The sequence below is a fragment of the Pseudomonas sp. Z3-6 genome (assembly GCF_051131985.1).
GTDB classification, from domain to species: domain Bacteria; phylum Pseudomonadota; class Gammaproteobacteria; order Pseudomonadales; family Pseudomonadaceae; genus Aquipseudomonas; species Aquipseudomonas zanjanensis.
In genome coordinates, this window is sequence record NZ_CP071644.1 from 5415120 (window position 1) to 5433624 (window position 18505).

Below are 18505 nucleotides of genomic sequence, written 5' to 3' on the forward strand. Positions count from 1 at the left end.
GGATTAGCGATGGACCTCAAGCCCGCGATTCGACACCCAGTTCGTCCCAGACGGATTCGGCCAGGTGGAAGGTGGCATTGGCCGCCGGAATGCCGCAGTAAATGGCGCTCTGCATGATCACTTCCTTGATCTCGCTGCGGCTCACGCCGTTGTTGGCGGCAGCGCGCAGGTGCAGCTTGAGCTCTTCATTGCGGTTCATGCCGATCAGCATGGCGATAGTAATCAGGCTGCGGGTATGGCGCGGCAGGCCCGGGCGGGTCCAGATGTCTCCCCAGGCGTGGCGGGTGATCATCTCCTGGAATTCGCTGTTGAACTCGGTCAGGGCATTGAGGCTGCGATCGACGTGGGCATCGCCCAGCACCGCGCGGCGTACTTGCATGCCTTCGTCGTAACGTTGTTTCTCGTCCACAGGAAACTCCTCAGGCGCGGCCAGAATCAAGCAGGAAATCCAGGACCCGCGCACTGAACGCAGCACCGGCCTGGACGTTGGACAGGTGCGCCGCATGGAACTCGGCGTACTCGGCGCCATTGGCGCGCTCTTGGATAAAGTGCGCCCCCGACGGTGGCGTCACCGCATCTTCGGTGCCGGCGATCACCAGCAGCGGCACGCGAATCGACGATAACTGCTCGCGAAAATCGGCATCACGTACCGCCGCGCAGTTGGCGGCATAACCCTGGGGCGAGGTCGCGGCCAGCATGTCAGTGATTTTTTTCGCCGTCGCAGGCTGGGCCTCGGCAAAGTCGGGGGTAAACCAGCGGGCAATCGACGCATCGCGCAACGCCACCATCGCATCCTTGCCGTCACGCAGCACGGTTTCGATGCGCGGGTTCCACATCGACGGGTCGCCGATCTTGGCCGCGGTGTTGCACACCACCAGTTTGTGCAGGCGTTCACTGGCATTGATGCCCAGCCATTGACCGATCAAGCCCCCCATGGACAAGCCGCAGAAATGCACCTTGTCGATGTTCAACTGATCAAGCATCGCCAGCACATCGTGGCCCAGCTGTTCAATGCTGTAGGGGCCTTCGGTCACCAGCGACTGGCCATGACCACGGGTGTCGAAACGCAGCACGCGAAAATGTTCGCTGAAGGCCGGGATCTGCTCGTCCCACATGTGCAGGTCGGTGCCCAGGGAGTTGGAGAGCACCAGCACCGGGGCGTCTTGCGGCCCGTCCAATCGGTAGTTCAGATCGCCCTCGGCGAGTTTGACGAATCCCACAACAATCTCCTTTCAGGCATTCAAGGCAAAGTGTTCGGCCACGGCTCGGGCGACCCAGGTCTGGGCCTGGCCGAGGTAGTGGGCCGGGTCGAGCAGATGGTCGAGCTCGGTCGCGGATAACTGCGCGTTGACCTGGGGTTCGTCTCCCAGCACAGCGCGCAGATGCCGCTGTTCGGCCACGGCGCGCTTGCAACATTGCTCCAGCAGATGATGGGCGGTGTCACGACCAACCCGCTGGGCCAGGACAATGCTCACCGCTTCGGCCAGCACCAACCCCTGGGTCAGTTCCAGGTTGCGGGCCATGCGCGCCGCGTCCACTTCCAGCCCTTCGGCCAGCAGTCGCGCCTGTTGCAAGGCGCCGGAGACCAGGCAGCAGATCTCCGGCAGGGTTTCCCATTCGGCGTGCCACAGGCCCAGGCTGCGCTCGTGTTCCTGAGGCATGGCGCTGAACAGCGTCGACAACAGGCCAGGCACTCGTGTCGCCGCGCCGATCAGCACCGCAGCGCCCACCGGGTTGCGCTTGTGCGGCATCGTCGACGAACCGCCCTTGCCCGGTGCAGAAGGTTCGAACGCTTCGCCGGCCTCGGTCTGCATCAATAGGCTGATATCGCGCCCCAATTTGCCCAGGCTGCCGGCGATCAACCCTAGCACCGCGCCGAACTCCACCAAGCGATCGCGCTGGGTGTGCCACGGTTGCTCAGGCAGGTTCAGTTGCAACTCGGCGGCCAGGGCTTCGGCGACCGGCAGCGCCTGTTCACCCAAGGCGGCGAGCGTTCCGGAGGCGCCGCCGAATTGCAGCACCAGCAAACGCGGCTTGAGTTCCCGCAAGCGTTGGCGACTGCGGGTGATCGCCCCCAGCCAACCGGCGATCTTCATGCCCAGGGTTACCGGGGTTGCGTGTTGCAACCAAGTACGCCCGGCCAGCGGTGTGGCGGCGTAGCGCTCGGCTTGTCGAGCCAGGGTGACGGCCAGTTGCGCCAGCTCTGCCTCGATCAAGTCCAACGCTCGGCGCAGTTGCAGCACCAATCCGCTGTCCATCACGTCCTGGCTGGTGGCGCCCAGGTGTACATAACGTTCAGCCTCGGCGCTCTGGGTGGCGATGAGTTTGCCGAGCGCCTTGACCAGCGGAATCGCCGAGTTGCCGGCACTGGCAATCGCTTCGCTCAACGCCGAAAAATCGTACAACTGGGCACGGCAGGCGCTCTCGATCGGCGCCACCGCGTCCTGGGGGATCAACCCCACTCGCGCTTGGGCCCGGGCCAATGCGGCCTCGACGTCCAGCATGGCCTGCACCCGCCCTGCATCGCAGAACACCTCGCGCATGTCGCGGGCGGTGAAGTAGGCATCGAACAGCTGATTGCCCGGTCGTTCGCTCATAAACAGTCCTTGGGAAAATGGATGCCCTTGTGGTCAGAGATTGCTCCTGCTGGCTTGCACCCGTAGGAGCTGTGTAGGAGCTGTCGAGTGCAACGAGGCTGCGATCTTTCCCAATACACTTGAATCCCAAGCGAAAGATCAAAAGATCGCAGGCTTCGCCAGCTCCTACAGGGCCCAGCGGTGCAATCACTGGCCACAATGAATCAAACAAGCCTTAAAGATCATGGTGCAAATATGCCGGCTGCTTGGGCAGGCGCAGGCTGAACAGGAATGCCACTGCCATCATCACCGTGACATACCAATAAAAGGCGTTTTCCATGCCTTGGGCCTTCAGGCTCAAGGCGACGTATTCGGCCGATCCGCCAAAAATCGCATTGGCCACCGCGTAAGCCAACCCTACTCCCAGTGCCCGCACTTCAGGTGGAAACATTTCGGCTTTCACCAGGCCGCTGATGGAGGTATAGAAACTGACGATCGCCAGCGCCAACGTAATCAGGACAAACGCCAGGAACGGGCTGCTGATGCTTTTGAGCGTCAGCAGGATCGGCACCGTGCACAACGCTCCCAGGCCACCAAACCAGAGCATGGAGTTACGCCGGCCGATCTTGTCCGCCAGCATGCCGAACAGCGGTTGCATGCACATGTAGAGGAACAGCGCGCCGGTCATGATGTAGCTGGCGGTCTTGGCATGCAGGCCTGCGGTGTTCACCAGGTATTTCTGCATGTAGGTGGTGAAGGTGTAGAAAATCAGCGAACCACCGGCGGTGTAGCCGAGCACGGTGATGAACGCCGCCTTGTGGTCGCGAAACAGCGCGGCGATGCTGCCGGCGTCTTTGTTCTCGCGCATTTCCTTGCTGCTGGTTTCCTTCAACGAGCGACGCAGAAGCAGGGAAATCAACGCCGCCGCGGCGCCTACCACGAACGGAATCCGCCAGCCGTAGGCACGCAGTTCGTCCTCGTTGAGAAACTGTTGCAGGACCACCACCAGCGACACCGCCAGCAACTGCCCGCCAATCAGCGTCACGTACTGGAACGAGGCGAAGAAGCCGCGCTGGCCCTTGAGGGCCACTTCACTCATGTAGGTGGCGGTGGTGCCGTATTCCCCGCCCACCGACAGGCCTTGCAGCAAGCGCGCGAGCAACAGCAGCACTGGCGCCCAGACGCCGATGTCCTTGTAGGTGGGCAGGCAGGCGATGAGCAACGAGCCGAAGCACATCATCAGCACCGAGATCATCATCGAATTCTTGCGCCCGTGACGATCCGCCACTCGACCGAAAATCCAGCCGCCGATGGGGCGCATCAGGAACCCGGCGGCGAACACACCGGCCGTGTTGACCAGTTGCACCGTCGGGTTGTCCGAGGGGAAGAACGCCGGCGCGAAATATATCGCACAGAACGCATAGACGTAGAAGTCGAACCATTCGACCAGGTTGCCGGATGAAGCACCGACGATGGCGAAGATGCGCTTGCTGCGTTCTTCACCGGTGTAATGGCTGATTGGGATGGTCATGGGTTATTCACTCGTTGGGGCTGACGAAGTCTAGACACACTTCGTAACACTCCCGTTCCACAGTATTGCATTGCCTGAACTGGCGCCATCGCGGGCAAGCCTTGCTCCCACAGGGATTGCATCATCTCTGTGGCGAGGGAGCTTGCTCCCGCTGGCTTGCGCAGCAAGCCCAAACTGACGACCCGGTGTATCAGGCCGGTCGTGGTAGCCGGGTTTGCGACTGCTTCGCAGCCGAGCGGGAGCAAGCTCCCTCGCCACAAAATCGCCCATCACTCAGTAATCGAAGAACACCGTCTCGGCATCCGTGCCCTGCAGGATCACGTTCCACTGGTACACGCCCGACGCATCGGGCTTGGCGACGAGGGTGCCGCGGCGCTCCTCGGGGACGCAGGCCAGCAGCGGGTCAGCTTCGTTGGCCTGCTCGCCGTCAAAGTAGATGCGTGTCAGCAAATGCTTGACCAGCCCACGTGCGAACACCAGCACGACCAGGTGCGGCGCCTGGGTCGTCCCGCCCAGCCCTGGCACCGTGCCCGGCTTGATGGTGGTGAAGCGGAAGCGCCCTTCGGCATCCACCGGCACTCGACCGAAGCCCTCGAAGTGCGGGTCCAGGGGCTTGTCCTGGTCGTCTTCCGGGTGGGCGTATTTGCCGGCGGCGTTGGCCTGCCAGACTTCCAGCATCGCGTCGTTGACGAACTGGCCATTACCGTCGACCACCTGCCCGGTGATCGCCACACGTTGGCCAAGGGTTTGGGCAACGGTCAGGTCTTCGCGGTTCAGCCAGGTCAGGCCGATGTGGTAGTAAGGGCCAACGGTATGGGACGTGGTGGCGGTGAGCGTCATCTTATTTCTCCATCGGCGTGGCATCGCGGCCGCGCAAGACGATGTCCCAGCGGTAACCGAGGGCGTAGTGAGGGACGGTTTTTTCCAGGTCGAAACGGGCGATCAGGCGCTCCTTGGCGCGGGTGTCCGGCACGCAGTTGTAGATCGGGTCGTATTCCAGCAAGGGATCGCCCGGGAAATACATCTGCGTCACCAGGCGCGTCAGGATGCTCGGCCCGAACAGTGAGAAATGGATATGCGCCGGGCGCCAGGCGTTGTGATGGTTGCCCCACGGATAGGCGCCGGGCTTGATGGTCTGGAACTGATACCAGCCGTCGGCATCGGTCACGGTGCGACCGGTGCCGGTGAAGTTCGGGTCCAGCGGCGCGTCATGGTCGTCACGGTCATGGTTATAGCGGCCGGCGGCGTTGGCCTGCCAGATTTCCACCAGGATGCCGGGCACCGGCTCGCCGTGCTCATCCAGCACCCGCCCGTGAATGATGATCCGCTCACCCAGTGGCTCGCCGGCATGCTGGGCGGTCAGGTCGTGGTCCTTTTCCTGCAGGCGGTCGGCGCCTACCGTTGGGCCGGTAATTTCCGACAGCGAATGGGGCAGGAACACCAACGGCTTGGACGGCGAGCGCAGGTTGGTGGACTGGTACGGCGGGTGCAGATACTCCGGCTGGGTGCCCGCTTGGGGGCGACGATAACCAGGCTTGTCAGTCATGAAGCATTCCTCGGTTTTCTTATTAGTAGAGCGACGCGTCAGACGCGTTCGATGGCCAATGCCAGACCCTGGCCGACGCCGACGCACATGGTCGCCAGGCCTTTCTTGCCGCCGGTTTTTTCCAAATGGTGCAGCGCCGTCATCACCAAGCGTGCCCCGCTCATGCCCAGTGGATGGCCGAGGGCGATAGCGCCGCCGTTCGGGTTGACCTGCGGCGCATCGTCCGCCAGCCCCAAGTCCCGCAGCACCGCCAGGCCCTGGCTGGCAAAGGCTTCATTGAGTTCGATCACATCGAAATCCGCGACCGCCAGGCCCAGGCGTTCAGTGAGCTTGCGCACCGCCGGCACCGGGCCAATGCCCATCACCCGTGGCGCGACGCCGGCGCTGGCCATGCCCAACACTTTGCCCCGAGGCGTCAGGCCGTATTTTTTCACCGCTTCGGCCGACGCCAGGATCAAGGCGGCCGCGCCGTCGTTGACACCCGAAGCGTTGCCGGCGGTGACGGTCTTGTCAGGGCCATTGACCGGTTTGAGTTTGCCCAAGGTTTCCAGCGTGGTGTCGGCGCGCGGGTGCTCGTCCTGTTCGACCACGGTTTCGCCTTTTTTATGAGTGATGCGCACCGGCACGATTTCTTCGGCGAAAAACCCTGCCGCCTGGGCCGCCGCCGTTCGCTGTTGGCTGCGCAAGGCGAAAGCGTCCTGGTCGGCGCGGGACACGGCGTATTCATCGGCCACGTTATCGGCGGTCTGCGGCATCGCGTCCACGCCGTACTGGGCTTTCATCAATGGGTTGATGAAACGCCAGCCGATGGTGGTGTCTTCCAGCTTCATGTTGCGGGAAAACGCGGCGTCGGCCTTGCCCATCACGAACGGCGCCCGAGACATCGACTCCACGCCGCCAGCGATGGCCAGTTCCATCTCACCGCTGGCAATGGCGCGGAACGCGGTGCCGATGGCGTCCATGCCCGAGGCGCAAAGGCGATTGAGGGTCACGCCGGGAATACTCTGCGGCAGGCCCGCCAACAGCAGCGCCATGCGCGCCACGTTGCGGTTGTCTTCACCGGCCTGGTTGGCACAGCCGAGGAACACCTCATCCACCGCACTCCAGTCCACCGATGGATTGCGTTCCATCAGCGCCTTGATCGGCACAGCGGCCAGGTCATCGGCGCGCACGGCAGACAAACCGCCGCCAAACCGACCGATCGGGGTTCGAATCGCATCACAGATATACACGTCGCGCATCAGGCTTCTCCCGGTGCCTGGCCATGGGCCGCCGCGGTGCGAGCTTCCAGGTCGCGCAGTGCGCGCAGCTCCACTTCGGTCGGCTCGGCGGTGGTTTGCACTTGGTCGGCGAAACGGATCGCCCACCCGGTGGCCGCAATGACTTGCTCGCGGGTCACGCCGGGGTGCAGCGCGGTGACCACGAATTCATGGCTGCCGGCTTCCGGTTCCATGATGCACAAGTCGGTGATGATGCCCACGGGCCCCGCCCCCGGCAGGCCAAGACGCTTGCGCGAATCACCGCCCTCGCCATGGCCCACCGAGGTGATGAAATCCAGCTTGTCGACAAACGAACGCGCCGACTGCTTGAGGATGATCAACACACTCTTGGCGGAACCGGCGATTTCCGGCGCGCCACCGGCACCCGGCAAGCGGACTTTCGGCTGATGGTAGTCGCCCACCACCGTGGTGTTGATGTTGCCAAACCGGTCGACTTGGGCCGCGCCAAGGAAACCGACATCGATACGCCCGCCCTGCAACCAGTAGCGAAAAATCTCACCGGTCGGTACGACCGTGTCCGCGGTTTCCGCCAGCTCACCGTCGCCGATGGACAGCGGCAGTACGCTGGGCTTGGCACCGATCGGACCCGATTCGTAGATCAGCACGACGTCCGGCGACGAGGTCAGCCGCGCCAGGTTGGCCGCTTTCGACGGCAGGCCGATGCCGACGAAGCACACGGCATTGTTCTTCAAGCGACGCGCCGCGGCGACGGTCATCATTTCGTTGGTGGAGTAGTTCATGGTTTCACCTGCGAAGCTGCTGCCAGCCGGGCCTGGAATTCACTGAAATCTCGAGTGCCGTGAATGTATTCGTTGATCCATGCCGTAAAGGTCTCACGGTCCCGGGCGATCGGGTCCCACGCCTGGTAGAAACGGTTGTCACGCTCGGTGTAGCCGTGGGCGTAGGACGGATGGGCACCGCCGGGGACATGGCACACGGCGCTCAACGCCCAGGTCGGCAGCACGCAGGCGTTCATCGGCGCGTTCAGGTCGTCGACGATTTCTTCCACGGTGACGATGCAACGCTTGGCGGCCAGGGCAGCTTCTTTCTGCACACCGAGGATGCCCCATAGCAACACGTTGCCCTTGCGGTCGGCTTTCTGGGCATGGATCACCGTGACGTCCGGGCGCACCGAAGGCACGGCGGCCAAGACTTCACCGGTGAAGGGACAGGTCACGCTCTTGATCAGCGGGTTGACCTTCGGCAGGTCAGAACCGGCGTAGGCCCGCAGCACCGCGAACGGCAGGCCGGAAGCGCCGGCGACGTAGGCATTGGCCAGGTCGGCGTGGCTGTGTTCCTCAATCTCCAGTGGGTGTGGCCATTGTTTCTCCACGGCATCGCGCAAGCGGTGCAACGACCCGACGCCAGGGTTGCCGCCCCAGGAGAAAATCAACTTGCGAGCACAACCGGCGCCGATCAACTGGTCATAGATCAGGTCAGGCGTCATGCGCACCAGGGTCAGATCTCTCTTGCCCTGACGAATGATTTCATGACCCGCCGCCGTAGGAATCAGGTGAGTGAAGCCTTCGAGCGCGACGGTATCGCCGTCATTGACGAATTGCTTCACCGCATCGTGCAGCGAAAGGATTTCAGCCATGGGGCAGGCTCCCGTTATCCAGTAGACCGACATGAAGAAAAAGGCGCGAGGTTAAGCGCCGGAGTGACTGAAGATTAAGCTTCGGGATGACGGCAAAACAATCCGATAATCGACTGAGTGTTCGTTTATCGAACAGATTGTTGTTTGGCTATCGATTTATCCAAGCACACAGCCCCCTGTGGGAGCGGGCTTGCTCGCGAATGCGGTGTCTCAGGCTGCATTACTTTGTCTGACCCACTGCATTCGCGAGCAAGCCCGCTCCCACAGGTGTTCCACTGGGGTTAGGTCGTGGGCTCAGGTCGCATCCGCATGACTGACCATGCCCTTGATCACCACCGCCGTGGTCGCCAGGGCCGCAGGAATAACCAGCGCCGTCAGGACCTGTTCGAAGTTCCAGCCCAGCCCCAGCAGTGTGGCGCCCATCCAGGCGCCGAGGATCGCGCCGAAACGACCGATACCCAGCATCCACGAGACCCCGGTGGCCCGGCCCTGGGTCGGGTAGAAACGCGCCGCCAGGGAAGGCATCGCCGATTGCGCGCCGTTGACGCACATGCCGGCCACCAGCACCAGGGTGGCGAGCACGGTGATGTTGCCCAGGCTCTGCCCCACCGCGTAGGCAAACACCCCGGCCATCAGATAGAAAAGGCCGATGACCTTATGCGGATTGAACCGGTCCATCGCCCAACCGACAAACACAGCGCTCAACACGCCGCCGAATTGAAACAACGCGCCGATAAACGCGGCCTGCTCCATGCTCGCGCCGCTGTCGCGCATCAAGGTCGGCAGCCAACTGGTCAACAGGTAGACAATCACCAGGCCCATGAAATAGGTCAGCCACAGCAGCAAGGTGCCGGCGCTGTAGGTACCGGAGAAAATCACCGCCAACACATTGCGGGCCTTGACGGTTTTCTGTTCCGGTACGCTGAAGCTCGCCGCTTGGGCAACCGTGTGCGGCTCGATCGGCGCCAGGGTCTTGCGCACTTTGTCGGTGCCGCGGTTGCGCACCACCAGGTAACGCGCCGACTCCGGCAGCCAGAACAGCAACACGACCGCCAGGATCAACGGCAGCACCCCGCCGATCAGCAGCAGGCTGTGCCAACCGAAGGCCGGGATCAACTTGGCGGAGACGAATCCGCCGCCCGCCATGCCCAGGTTGAAGCCACAGAACATGCTGGTCACCAACAGCGATTTCTTGCGTTCCGGGGTGTACTCCGAGAGCAAAGTGGTGGCGTTCGGCATCCCGGCGCCCAAGCCCAGGCCGGTCAAGAAGCGCAATACCAGCAATTGATCGACGTTGGTGCTGTAGGCCGAGGCCAGGCTGAACGCGCCGAACAGCACGACCGCGCCCACCAGTACGACTTTTCGCCCGAAGCGGTCAGCCAACGGCCCTGAACCCAGTGCGCCGAACACCATGCCAATCAGCGCGGCACTCATTACCGGGCCGAGGCTGGCGCGATCGATGCCCCAATCCTGGGACAGCGCCGGGGCGATGAAGCCCATCGCGGCCGTATCGAGGCCGTCGAGGAACACAATCAGGAAACACAGAATCACCACCCGCCACTGATAACGCGATATGGGCTGGGTATTGATGAAGGACTGCACATCGAGGCAATTGCCTACGGAGGTCTGGGGCTGGTTCATTTTATTTTTATTCCAAGCGAAAAACGCAGGCGGACGAACGGAGACCCGGCGACACACGCCGGATGACGCTGCGCGACATTAATGAGGCTAGGCAAACACCGTCAATTCATCGCCGCCGACTGTGTGCGTTTATCGAACAGCTTAAGTGAACAGCTGCGCGCTCAGGTCGCGACTGGCCCCCAGCAGGCCAGGCAGGAAGCGTTGCTCCAACTCATTGCGGCTGACCCGTCCGGCATGGGTACTGACGTTGAGCGCGGCCACTACTTGACCGGAAGCGTCGTACACCGGTACGGCAATCGAACGCAGACCCTGTTCCAGTTCTTGGTCGACGATGCACCAGCCCTGCTGCCGCACCTGTTGCAGGCACTCGAGCAAAGCCTCAGGTGTGTGCAAGGTGCGGCTGGTCTTGGCCTGCAGGTCGGCGTGGTCGAGGTAGTCGCGCAACGACGCATCATCCAGGGCCGCCAGGAGAATCCTGCCCATGGAGGTGCAATAGGCTGGCAGGCGCCCGCCCACCGACAGGTCCACCGAAATCAGGCGCTGGGTGGTCGCGGAGCGGGCGATATAAAGAATGTCGTCGCCTTCGAGCGTGGCCATGTTGCAGGCTTCGTGCAGTTGCTCGCTCATGCGGTCCAGGTACGGCTGGGCAGAAACGGCCAGGGGTGTGGAAGACAGATAGGCGTGACCGAGGGTCAACACTTTGGGTAGCAGCGAATAGGTGCGCCCGTCCGTGGTGGCGTAGCCCAGCTTGATCAAGGTATGCAGGCACCGCCTGACAGCGGCGCGGGGAATTTCCGTGCGATGGCTGATCTGGGCGATGGTCAGGTGCCGCTTGCGCTCCTGGAAGGCCTGGACCACGGCCAAGCCACGGGCCAGGGACGTCATGAAGTCGGGATCACCGGTCAGGGCCTGGATCCGCTTGGCCGGCGAGGCGACGATCGGTGGCGCGACAGAAGTGAAGGCATTGCGCAATTGGTCGTTCATGTCTGATCCTTCCCCGGGAATGACGGCTATTCAAGCGGCTGCCCGATGGGCAAGCAAGGGCCGCCGGCCGAGAGCGTTCGATTATCGAACCGCCGACCGATAATCGCAATCGGGTCCGCTATCGAATGACTCCCGCTGCGAACACGTTTGAGTTAAGTTGCAGGAAACAATGACTCGAGTTTGGCGTGAAAGCGTGGGGTAAATTGAACTTGTCGGCGTGAACGGCATCTGGATAGCGGTACTCGCCGACCTTTTTCACGCGGTGATACAAGTTGCACATACAAACATGAGTTCACACAACAACAGCACCTTTTAATTTTCCCGATAGTGTTATTCGGCTGGGCCGCTATAATGCAAAACAGTGACGGTACGGCCAATCAACCGTTCTCGTACGCTGGCGCCGTGGTCATTAGCCTGGTGCCCGGAGCGCCTTTATGGTCGCTTCCCCTGTTTGGCAACAACGCGAAGCCCTGATGCTACGTCAGCTGTCAGCTCTGGTGCCGTGGCCGTCTGCATGTCCACATGCAGTGCGTATCACCAGATTCAACTTCAATTAATTTAGGTAAAACTGTGACGAAAGACGAACTGCGCGCGGAACTTGAGCGCCAGGAACAACGTTACAAGGAAGTTTACGGCGGGGAAGTCACCACCTACGCCGCGCAACCTGAACCGGAACGCAAACCCTGGCGTAAGCGCGCCACCGTTCAGGACCAGGCCTTCACCCAAGAACTCCAGAAAATGGAAAAGGAACTCAAAGCCGAAGAGCAGTGACGCTCAGCGCCCGAGGTTCCTGTGAAGAGATTTCCGGCCGCCACCCAGGCTGGAATCCGTAGCGCACGCCCGCCATGAGCGGGCCGCCATCCGCTCCTGCCCGACGGTCCGGAAGGGTCATGGCCGACCTTCTTTTCAGAAATTTCATACAATCGCTCACGGCATCATTCAGCTTGCCGTGATCCTGGCCAAGTGTGCTTTGCGCCCCTGATTCAAAGGGTTACGCAACCCGCGGCAAACCTGGCGCCTGAGACGGTCCTACAATTATTTTCGTTGAAGAATGTTACCGATGAGCAGGCAGTGCATCGATTACCGAGGTTTTCTGGCATAATCGCGCCCCCTTATGACCGGGTCAGAAAACCTTCATGATCGATTTATTCAGCGGACTGGATGCTTGGGTGCTTGTGAGCCTCTTGCTCGCCCTGGCTTTTGTCCTCGCCTTCGAGTTCATCAACGGCTTTCATGACACCGCTAACGCGGTTGCCACTGTTATCTACACCAAAGCCATGCCGCCTCACCTGGCGGTGTTCTTTTCCGGTGTGTTCAATTTTCTCGGCGTGTTGCTGGGCGGCGTGGGGGTGGCGTACGCCATCGTTCACCTGTTGCCCGTGGAGCTGCTGATCAATGTGAACACCGGACACGGGCTGGCCATGGTGTTTTCGCTGCTCGCAGCGGCCATCACTTGGAACCTGGGCACTTGGTACTTCGGTATCCCGGCATCCAGTTCCCACACATTGATCGGTTCGATCCTCGGCGTGGGCCTGGCCAACGCGCTGATCAACGATATCCCGTTGGCCGACGGGGTGAACTGGCAGAAGGCGATCGATATCGGCGCTTCCCTGGTGTTCTCGCCCATGGCCGGTTTCCTGATCGCCGCCCTGGTGCTGATCGGCCTGAAATGGTGGCGTCCGCTGTCGAAGATGCACAAGACGCCGGAACAGCGCCGCCAGATCGACGACAAGAAACACCCGCCGTTCTGGAACCGCCTGGTACTGGTGATCTCGGCCATGGCCGTCAGCTTTGTCCACGGCTCCAACGATGGCCAGAAAGGTATCGGCCTGATCATGCTGGTGCTGATCGGTATCGTACCGGCGCAGTTCGTACTGGATCTGGGCAGCACCACCTACCAGATCGAGCGGACCCGTGACGCAACGCTGCACCTGAGCCAGTTCTACCAACGCAACCACGAGTCCCTGGGTGAATACCTGGCGCTGGGCAAAAGCGTGAACGGCGATCTGCCCGAGAAATTCCGCTGCAACCCGCAGCAGACCGAACCGACCATCAATGCCCTGCTCGACACGCTCAAAGGCGTGGCGGACTACCATTCGCTGCCGTCGGAACGACGCATCGAGGTTCGTCGCTACCTGCTCTGCCTGGACGACACGGCGAAGAAGGTAGGCAAGTTGCCAGGCTTGGCGGCTCGCGAGAAAGACGACTTGAACAAGCTGCGCAAGGACCTGACCGCCACCACCGAGTACGCCCCGTTCTGGGTGATCCTGGCAGTCGCACTGGCACTGGGCCTGGGCACCATGGTCGGCTGGAAGCGCGTGGTGCTGACCATCGGCGAGAAGATCGGCAAACAAGGCATGACCTATGCGCAAGGTATGTCGGCGCAGATCACCACCGCGTGCATGATCGGCGCGGCGAATATCTTCAGCCTGCCGGTTTCTACTACCCACGTGCTGTCCTCCGGCGTGGCGGGCACCATGGTCGCTAACAAGAGCGGCCTGCAAGGCGGCACCGTACGCACCATCCTGCTGGCCTGGGTACTGACCCTGCCGGCGACGGTGGCGCTGTCGGCGGCGCTGTTCTGGCTGGCGTCCAAGGCCATCGGCAGCTGATTCCAGCGGCTCAAAAAAGAAGGTGCGACCCTTGCGGATCGCACCTTTTTTTATGCCCAGACACTGGGCAACTTGTGGGAGCGGGCTTGCTCGCGAAAGCGGTATGTCGGGCACTGAATAGATGACTGACCCGACGCTTTCGCGAGCAAGCCCGCTCCCACCGTAGTTTTGCGTGATCAGGAAATTTGCCAAAAAAAAGGGCGACCGAAGTCGCCCAAAATGCCTTGCGTGCTCGTTGTAGCCAGAAAGACCTACGGTTTTTTCCGCTTGTGTGCGTCTTTCCAGATGAATAATCCAAAACCTGCGAAAAACACGAACATGAGGCCGACCGTCAACACCCCGGCAAACACCACATTATCGAAAAACATGACTGGCCTCCTGGTCTTGCCCCTGTTGCGATGGGTTCAAGGTAACCAATCAGGCCTGGATGAAAATTGACCGGGGTCAATAACGCCCGCGACGGGGCATAAAGGTGGGGAAATAACTGATCTGCATCAATGGATCGAGGGGGTTCAGCGCTTTTTCGGTTTGTTCTTCGCCTTTTTCTTGGGCTTGCCCAACGGCATGGCCTGTTCGAAAGCCTGGCGGACTTCATTGAGGCGTTTTTCGTTGAGGTCGTGAACGCGCTTGGCGCGCTCGGCACTGAGGTCGATCAGCTTGTCGTCTTGGCTCATGGCGTGTGGGCATCGTGCAGTGAATTGCGGATGCGCCCATGATGCGGGCTGTTGGCGGCGTTGACCAGCCTGTGAATGCAGCCAGACACCCGGGATCAGATCTGGATATCGACCCACAGGCCTTGGCGCGACTCTTCGTCGATCAGCGGCACCACCGGCACGGTATTGTCGGCGTTGAGTTCGGTACCCGGTACGGCCAGGTGCTCTTCAGGGTCTTCATCGGCCTCGCGGCGGCGGCGCTCGCGCTCCTGCTGGCGCTGCTGTTCCTCGCGCAACAGCAGCGCGGTCTCTTCCGGGTCGCGGTTTTGCAGGTCGATGGTGCTTTCGTTGGAGCTTTGCTGCACCGGGACCACGGGCGGTATGTCCGGTCGCTGGCGAACCGGATCCTGTTGAGCGGTGATGGGTACAACGCTCAAAGGGAGTATGGGTGGCAACATAAGGTTCTCCTGTCTTCAGGTTGTCGGCGGCTAAAGTGGCAGCTTGAACCGCCGGTCCGAAACTTGTGACCCAGTTGGCAATTGCGGCGATGACCAAGGCCGAGCTTGTTTGATCGCCGGGCAAGCATAAGTTCCGTAGCATCGCGACGAATCAGCGTACGTAAATCCTTTGGTATGAAGGATCCTTCCGTTAAGATAACCGGCTTTTTCAAGGCGGGAGTCAGGCAGCATGGCGCAGCAGTATCAACCGGGGCAACGCTGGATCAGTGACAGCGAAGCCGAGCTGGGTTTAGGCACCGTTCTGGCACAGGACGGCCGCTTGTTGACCGTGCTCTATCCGGCCACTGGCGACACTCGCCAGTACGCGCTACGGAATGCGCCACTTACCCGTGTACGATTTTCGCCGGGCGATGTGATCACTCACTTCGAAGGCTGGAAAATGACCGTGCGCGAAGTCGATGACGTCGACGGGCTGCTGGTCTACCACGGTCTCAACGAGCAGAACGAAGTAGTCACCCTGCCCGAGACCCAACTGTCGAACTTTATCCAGTTCCGCCTGGCCAGCGACCGTCTGTTCGCCGGCCAGATCGACCCGTTGGCCTGGTTCTCCCTGCGCTATCACACCCTGGAACACACCAGCCGCCAGCTACAGTCTTCCCTGTGGGGCCTGGGCGGCGTACGCGCCCAGCCGATCGCCCACCAGCTGCATATTGCCCGTGAAGTGGCCGACCGCATTGCGCCGCGGGTATTGCTGGCCGACGAAGTGGGCCTGGGCAAGACCATCGAAGCCGGCCTGGTCATCCATCGCCAGTTGCTGTCCGGCCGTGCCAACCGCGTCCTGATCCTGGTGCCGGAAAACCTCCAGCACCAGTGGCTGGTGGAAATGCGTCGGCGCTTCAACCTCCAGGTCGCGCTGTTCGACGAAGAGCGCTTCATCGAAAGCGATGCCAGCAACCCGTTCGAAGACACCCAATTGGCCCTGGTGGCGCTGGAGTGGCTGGTGGACGACGAAAAGGCCCAGGACGCGCTGTTCGCCGCCGGCTGGGACCTGCTGGTGGTCGACGAAGCCCATCACCTGGTGTGGCACGAAGACCAGGTTAGCCCGCAATACGCCCTGGTCGAGCAGCTTGCCGAAACCATCCCGGGCGTGCTGCTGCTGACCGCGACCCCGGAACAACTGGGTCAGGACAGCCATTTCGCCCGCCTGCGCCTGCTGGACCCGAACCGTTTCCATGACCTCAAGGCCTTCCGCGCCGAGAGCGAAAACTATCGCCCAGTGGCCGAAGCCGTGCAGGAGCTGCTGGACAAAGGCCGCCTCTCGCCCGAAGCCCACAAGACCATCCAGGGTTTCCTGGGGAACGAAGGCGAAGCATTGCTGACCGCCGTCAATGATGGCGATGTCCAAGCCAGTGCCCGCCTGGTGCGTGAACTGCTGGATCGCCACGGTACCGGTCGCGTGCTGTTTCGCAACACCCGCGCCGCCGTGCAGGGCTTCCCCGAGCGCAAGCTGCACGCCTACCCGCTGCCGTGCCCGCCCGAGTACCTCGAACTGCCCTTGGGCGATCACCCCGAGCTGTACCCGGAAGTCAGCTTCCAGGCCCAGCCGGACGCCAGCGAAGAAGAACGCTGGTGGCGTTTCGACCCGCGGGTCGAATGGCTGATCGACACCCTGAAGATGCTCAAGCGCACCAAAGTGCTGGTGATCTGTGCCCACGCCGAAACCGCCATGGACCTGGAGGACGCCCTGCGCGTGCGCTCCGGCATCCCGGCCACGGTGTTCCACGAAGGCATGAATATCCTGGAGCGCGACCGCGCGGCGGCCTATTTCGCCGACGAAGAGTTTGGTGCCCAGGTACTGATCTGTTCGGAAATCGGCAGTGAGGGACGCAACTTCCAGTTTGCCCATCATTTGGTGCTGTTCGACCTGCCGGCGCACCCGGACCTGCTGGAACAACGTATCGGTCGTCTGGACCGGATCGGCCAGAAGCACACCATCGAGCTGCATGCGCCGTACCTGGAAACCAGCCCCCAGGCGCGGCTGTTCCAGTGGTATCACGAAGCCCTGAATGCCTTCCTCAACACCTGCCCGACCGGCAACGCCTTGCAGCACCAGTTCGGCCCGCGCCTGCTGCCCTTGCTGGAGGAAGCCGATGATGGCCAATGGCAGGCTCTGATCGACGAGGCCCGTACCGAACGCGAGCGCCTGGAGGCCGAGCTGCACACCGGTCGCGACCGTTTGCTGGAGCTCAACTCCGGCGGCGCCGGTGAAGGCGATGCGCTGGTGGAGGCCATTCTCGAGCAGGATGACCAGTTTGCCTTGCCGATCTACATGGAAACCCTGTTCGACGCCTTTGGTATCGACAGCGAAGACCATTCGGAAAACGCACTGATCCTCAAGCCGAGCGAAAAAATGCTCGACGCCAGCTTCCCGCTGGGCGACGACGAGGGCGTGACCATCACCTATGACCGCAACCAGGCGCTGTCGCGCGAAGACATGCAGTTCATCACCTGGGAGCACCCGATGGTGCAAGGTGGTATGGACCTGGTGCTGTCCGGCTCCATGGGCAACACCGCCGTGGCGCTGATCAAGAACAAGGCGCTCAAGCCCGGCACCGTGTTGCTGGAGCTGCTCTACGTCAGTGAGGTGGTTGCGCCGCGCTCGCTGCAACTGGGCCGCTACTTGCCGCCGGCCGCCCTGCGCTGCCTGTTGGACGCCAACGGCAACGACCTGGCCGCCCGGGTTTCGTTCGAAACCCTGAACGACCAGCTCGAAAGCGTGCCGCGCGCCAGCGCCAACAAGTTCATCCAGGCCCAGCGCGACCAGCTCACGCCTCGTATCAATGCCGGCGAAGAGAAGATCGCCCCGCGTCACGCCGAACGCGTGGCCGAGGCCCAGCGCCGCCTGGCGGCCGATACCGACGAGGAACTGGCACGCCTGACCGCCCTGCAAGCGGTCAACCCGACCGTGCGCGACAGCGAACTGGTGGCCCTGCGACAACAGCGGGAGCAAGGCTTGGCGATGCTTGAGAAAGCGGCGTTGCGTTTGGAGGCGATTCGGGTGTTGGTGGCGGGCTGAGTTTGGCTGGGATCCCGGTATAAGTTCCGCTGTGGTGCTTTTATCGGGTGTATATCCGTTTTTTCGGTAACGGCCGCTGGCGGTTCCGCTTTTACAGCGGCTCACTTTTGAAAAGCCCGGAAGCCGGCCCAGTCAAAAGTAAGCAAAACGCTCCTGCCCCACCACTCGGCACCTCGCCTAGGCTCGGCATGCCTGAACGAAGGCATTGCTCCGTGGGCCGCCGCGAGGCGGCCTCATAGCCGACCTGGCTCAGGGTGATCGCGTTTCCCCTGTGGGAGCGAGCCTGCTCGCGAAGGCGGTGGGTCAGTTTGCGGTGATGTTGGATGTGCCGGCCTCTTCGCGAGCAGGCTCGCTCCCACAGGGGATCTTGGGTGTTCATGAGTTTTATGTTCACTGCGGCCCATTGTGGGAGCGGGCTTGCTCGCGAAAGCGGTGTGTCAGTTGACGGTGATGTTGGTGGGCCGGCCTCTTCGCGAGCAAGCTCGCTCCCACAGGTGATCTTGGGTGTTCATGAGTTTTGTGTTCACTGCGGCCCATTGTGGGAGCGGGCT

General features: G+C 61.9%; 17 protein-coding genes. 3 read left to right on the plus strand and 14 right to left on the minus strand.

The features are described from left to right. Positions 1-16: 16 nt before the first annotated feature. The 11 genes from pcaC to pcaR all read right to left on the minus strand — a co-directional run bounded on the left by pcaC (position 17) and on the right by pcaR (position 11155). A complete protein-coding gene (pcaC, locus tag J3P88_RS23470; protein ID WP_014336968.1) occupies positions 17-409 on the minus strand; it encodes a 4-carboxymuconolactone decarboxylase in 393 nt (130 codons plus the stop codon). Positions 410-419: 10 nt separating this feature from the next. Then, positions 420-1220 (minus strand): 3-oxoadipate enol-lactonase, encoded by an 801-nt coding sequence (gene pcaD / locus J3P88_RS23475; protein ID WP_434571893.1) that lies wholly within the window; start codon positions 1218-1220, stop codon positions 420-422. Positions 1221-1232: 12 nt separating this feature from the next. Continuing rightward, on the minus strand, positions 1233-2597 hold the full coding sequence (locus J3P88_RS23480; RefSeq protein ID WP_434571895.1) for a 3-carboxy-cis,cis-muconate cycloisomerase: 1365 nt from the start codon (positions 2595-2597) through the stop codon (positions 1233-1235). Positions 2598-2811: 214 nt separating this feature from the next. Then, on the minus strand, positions 2812-4107 hold the full coding sequence (locus J3P88_RS23485) for an MFS family transporter (RefSeq protein ID WP_434571897.1): 1296 nt from the start codon (positions 4105-4107) through the stop codon (positions 2812-2814). Positions 4108-4380: 273 nt separating this feature from the next. Further along, positions 4381-4947, minus strand: coding sequence for a protocatechuate 3,4-dioxygenase subunit alpha (gene pcaG / locus J3P88_RS23490; RefSeq protein ID WP_186704485.1), 567 nt, complete (start codon positions 4945-4947; stop codon positions 4381-4383). A 1-nt stretch (position 4948) separates the two neighbouring features. Beyond that, positions 4949-5653, minus strand: a complete 705-nt coding sequence (gene pcaH / locus J3P88_RS23495; RefSeq protein ID WP_186704484.1) for a protocatechuate 3,4-dioxygenase subunit beta — start codon at positions 5651-5653, stop codon at positions 4949-4951. A gap of 38 nt (positions 5654-5691) precedes the next feature. Next, positions 5692-6897 (minus strand): 3-oxoadipyl-CoA thiolase, encoded by a 1206-nt coding sequence (pcaF, locus tag J3P88_RS23500; RefSeq protein WP_434576602.1) that lies wholly within the window; start codon positions 6895-6897, stop codon positions 5692-5694. After that, entirely contained in the window at positions 6894-7673 is a 780-nt protein-coding gene (locus J3P88_RS23505; protein WP_181290317.1) for a CoA-transferase subunit beta, read from the minus strand. Before J3P88_RS23505 ends, pcaF begins: the two co-directional genes overlap by 4 nt. Beyond that, positions 7670-8530, minus strand: coding sequence for a CoA transferase subunit A (locus tag J3P88_RS23510; RefSeq protein ID WP_434571900.1), 861 nt, complete (start codon positions 8528-8530; stop codon positions 7670-7672). Before J3P88_RS23510 ends, J3P88_RS23505 begins: the two co-directional genes overlap by 4 nt. Positions 8531-8824: 294 nt before the next feature. After that, positions 8825-10171: an MFS transporter gene (locus J3P88_RS23515; protein ID WP_434571902.1), complete on the minus strand. Its 1347-nt coding sequence runs from the start codon at positions 10169-10171 to the stop codon at positions 8825-8827. Positions 10172-10312: 141 nt separating this feature from the next. Continuing rightward, entirely contained in the window at positions 10313-11155 is an 843-nt protein-coding gene (gene pcaR, locus J3P88_RS23520; RefSeq protein WP_003184507.1) for a pca regulon transcriptional regulator PcaR, read from the minus strand. A 570-nt stretch (positions 11156-11725) separates the two neighbouring features. Between pcaR and J3P88_RS23525 the strand changes: the two genes are divergently transcribed. Both J3P88_RS23525 and J3P88_RS23530 read left to right on the plus strand, forming a co-directional pair. Beyond that, entirely contained in the window at positions 11726-11926 is a 201-nt protein-coding gene (locus J3P88_RS23525; protein ID WP_003184509.1) for a hypothetical protein, read from the plus strand. Between the two features lie 365 nt (positions 11927-12291). After that, positions 12292-13767 carry an inorganic phosphate transporter gene (locus J3P88_RS23530; RefSeq protein WP_186704480.1) on the plus strand — a complete coding sequence of 492 codons (1476 nt, stop codon included), beginning with the start codon at positions 12292-12294 and terminating at the stop codon, positions 13765-13767. Between the two features lie 251 nt (positions 13768-14018). Here J3P88_RS23530 and ccoM read toward each other — a convergent pair whose 3' ends face one another. From ccoM to J3P88_RS23545, 3 genes are all read right to left on the minus strand, one after another. Next, the gene (gene ccoM / locus J3P88_RS23535) at positions 14019-14135 is read right to left on the minus strand and encodes a cytochrome c oxidase subunit CcoM (protein ID WP_025212288.1); all 117 of its coding nucleotides are present in this window, start codon (positions 14133-14135) and stop codon (positions 14019-14021) included. A gap of 144 nt (positions 14136-14279) precedes the next feature. Beyond that, entirely contained in the window at positions 14280-14441 is a 162-nt protein-coding gene (locus J3P88_RS23540; RefSeq protein WP_434571905.1) for a hypothetical protein, read from the minus strand. Positions 14442-14536: 95 nt separating this feature from the next. After that, positions 14537-14878 carry an aspartate-semialdehyde dehydrogenase gene (locus J3P88_RS23545; RefSeq protein WP_186704479.1) on the minus strand — a complete coding sequence of 114 codons (342 nt, stop codon included), beginning with the start codon at positions 14876-14878 and terminating at the stop codon, positions 14537-14539. A gap of 229 nt (positions 14879-15107) precedes the next feature. Between J3P88_RS23545 and rapA the strand changes: the two genes are divergently transcribed. Further along, the gene (gene rapA / locus J3P88_RS23550) at positions 15108-17954 is read left to right on the plus strand and encodes an RNA polymerase-associated protein RapA (RefSeq protein ID WP_434571907.1); all 2847 of its coding nucleotides are present in this window, start codon (positions 15108-15110) and stop codon (positions 17952-17954) included. Positions 17955-18505: the final 551 nt, after the last annotated feature.

Bases quoted from the DNA above. Each gene is read 5' to 3' on its own strand.
- J3P88_RS23485 (WP_434571897.1), bottom strand. From the start codon at position 4,107: ATGACCATCCCAATCAGCCATTACACCGGTGAAGAACGCAGCAAGCGC.
- J3P88_RS23540 (WP_434571905.1), bottom strand. From the start codon at position 14,441: ATGAGCCAAGACGACAAGCTGATCGACCTCAGTGCCGAGCGCGCCAAG.
- rapA (WP_434571907.1), top strand. From the start codon at position 15,108: ATGGCGCAGCAGTATCAACCGGGGCAACGCTGGATCAGTGACAGCGAA.
- pcaG (WP_186704485.1), bottom strand. From the start codon at position 4,947: ATGACGCTCACCGCCACCACGTCCCATACCGTTGGCCCTTACTACCAC.
- pcaR (WP_003184507.1), bottom strand. From the start codon at position 11,155: ATGAACGACCAATTGCGCAATGCCTTCACTTCTGTCGCGCCACCGATC.
- J3P88_RS23545 (WP_186704479.1), bottom strand. From the start codon at position 14,878: ATGTTGCCACCCATACTCCCTTTGAGCGTTGTACCCATCACCGCTCAA.
- J3P88_RS23515 (WP_434571902.1), bottom strand. From the start codon at position 10,171: ATGAACCAGCCCCAGACCTCCGTAGGCAATTGCCTCGATGTGCAGTCC.
- J3P88_RS23510 (WP_434571900.1), bottom strand. From the start codon at position 8,530: ATGGCTGAAATCCTTTCGCTGCACGATGCGGTGAAGCAATTCGTCAAT.
- J3P88_RS23505 (WP_181290317.1), bottom strand. From the start codon at position 7,673: ATGAACTACTCCACCAACGAAATGATGACCGTCGCCGCGGCGCGTCGC.
- J3P88_RS23530 (WP_186704480.1), top strand. From the start codon at position 12,292: ATGATCGATTTATTCAGCGGACTGGATGCTTGGGTGCTTGTGAGCCTC.
- pcaH (WP_186704484.1), bottom strand. From the start codon at position 5,653: ATGACTGACAAGCCTGGTTATCGTCGCCCCCAAGCGGGCACCCAGCCG.
- J3P88_RS23480 (WP_434571895.1), bottom strand. From the start codon at position 2,597: ATGAGCGAACGACCGGGCAATCAGCTGTTCGATGCCTACTTCACCGCC.
- ccoM (WP_025212288.1), bottom strand. From the start codon at position 14,135: ATGTTTTTCGATAATGTGGTGTTTGCCGGGGTGTTGACGGTCGGCCTC.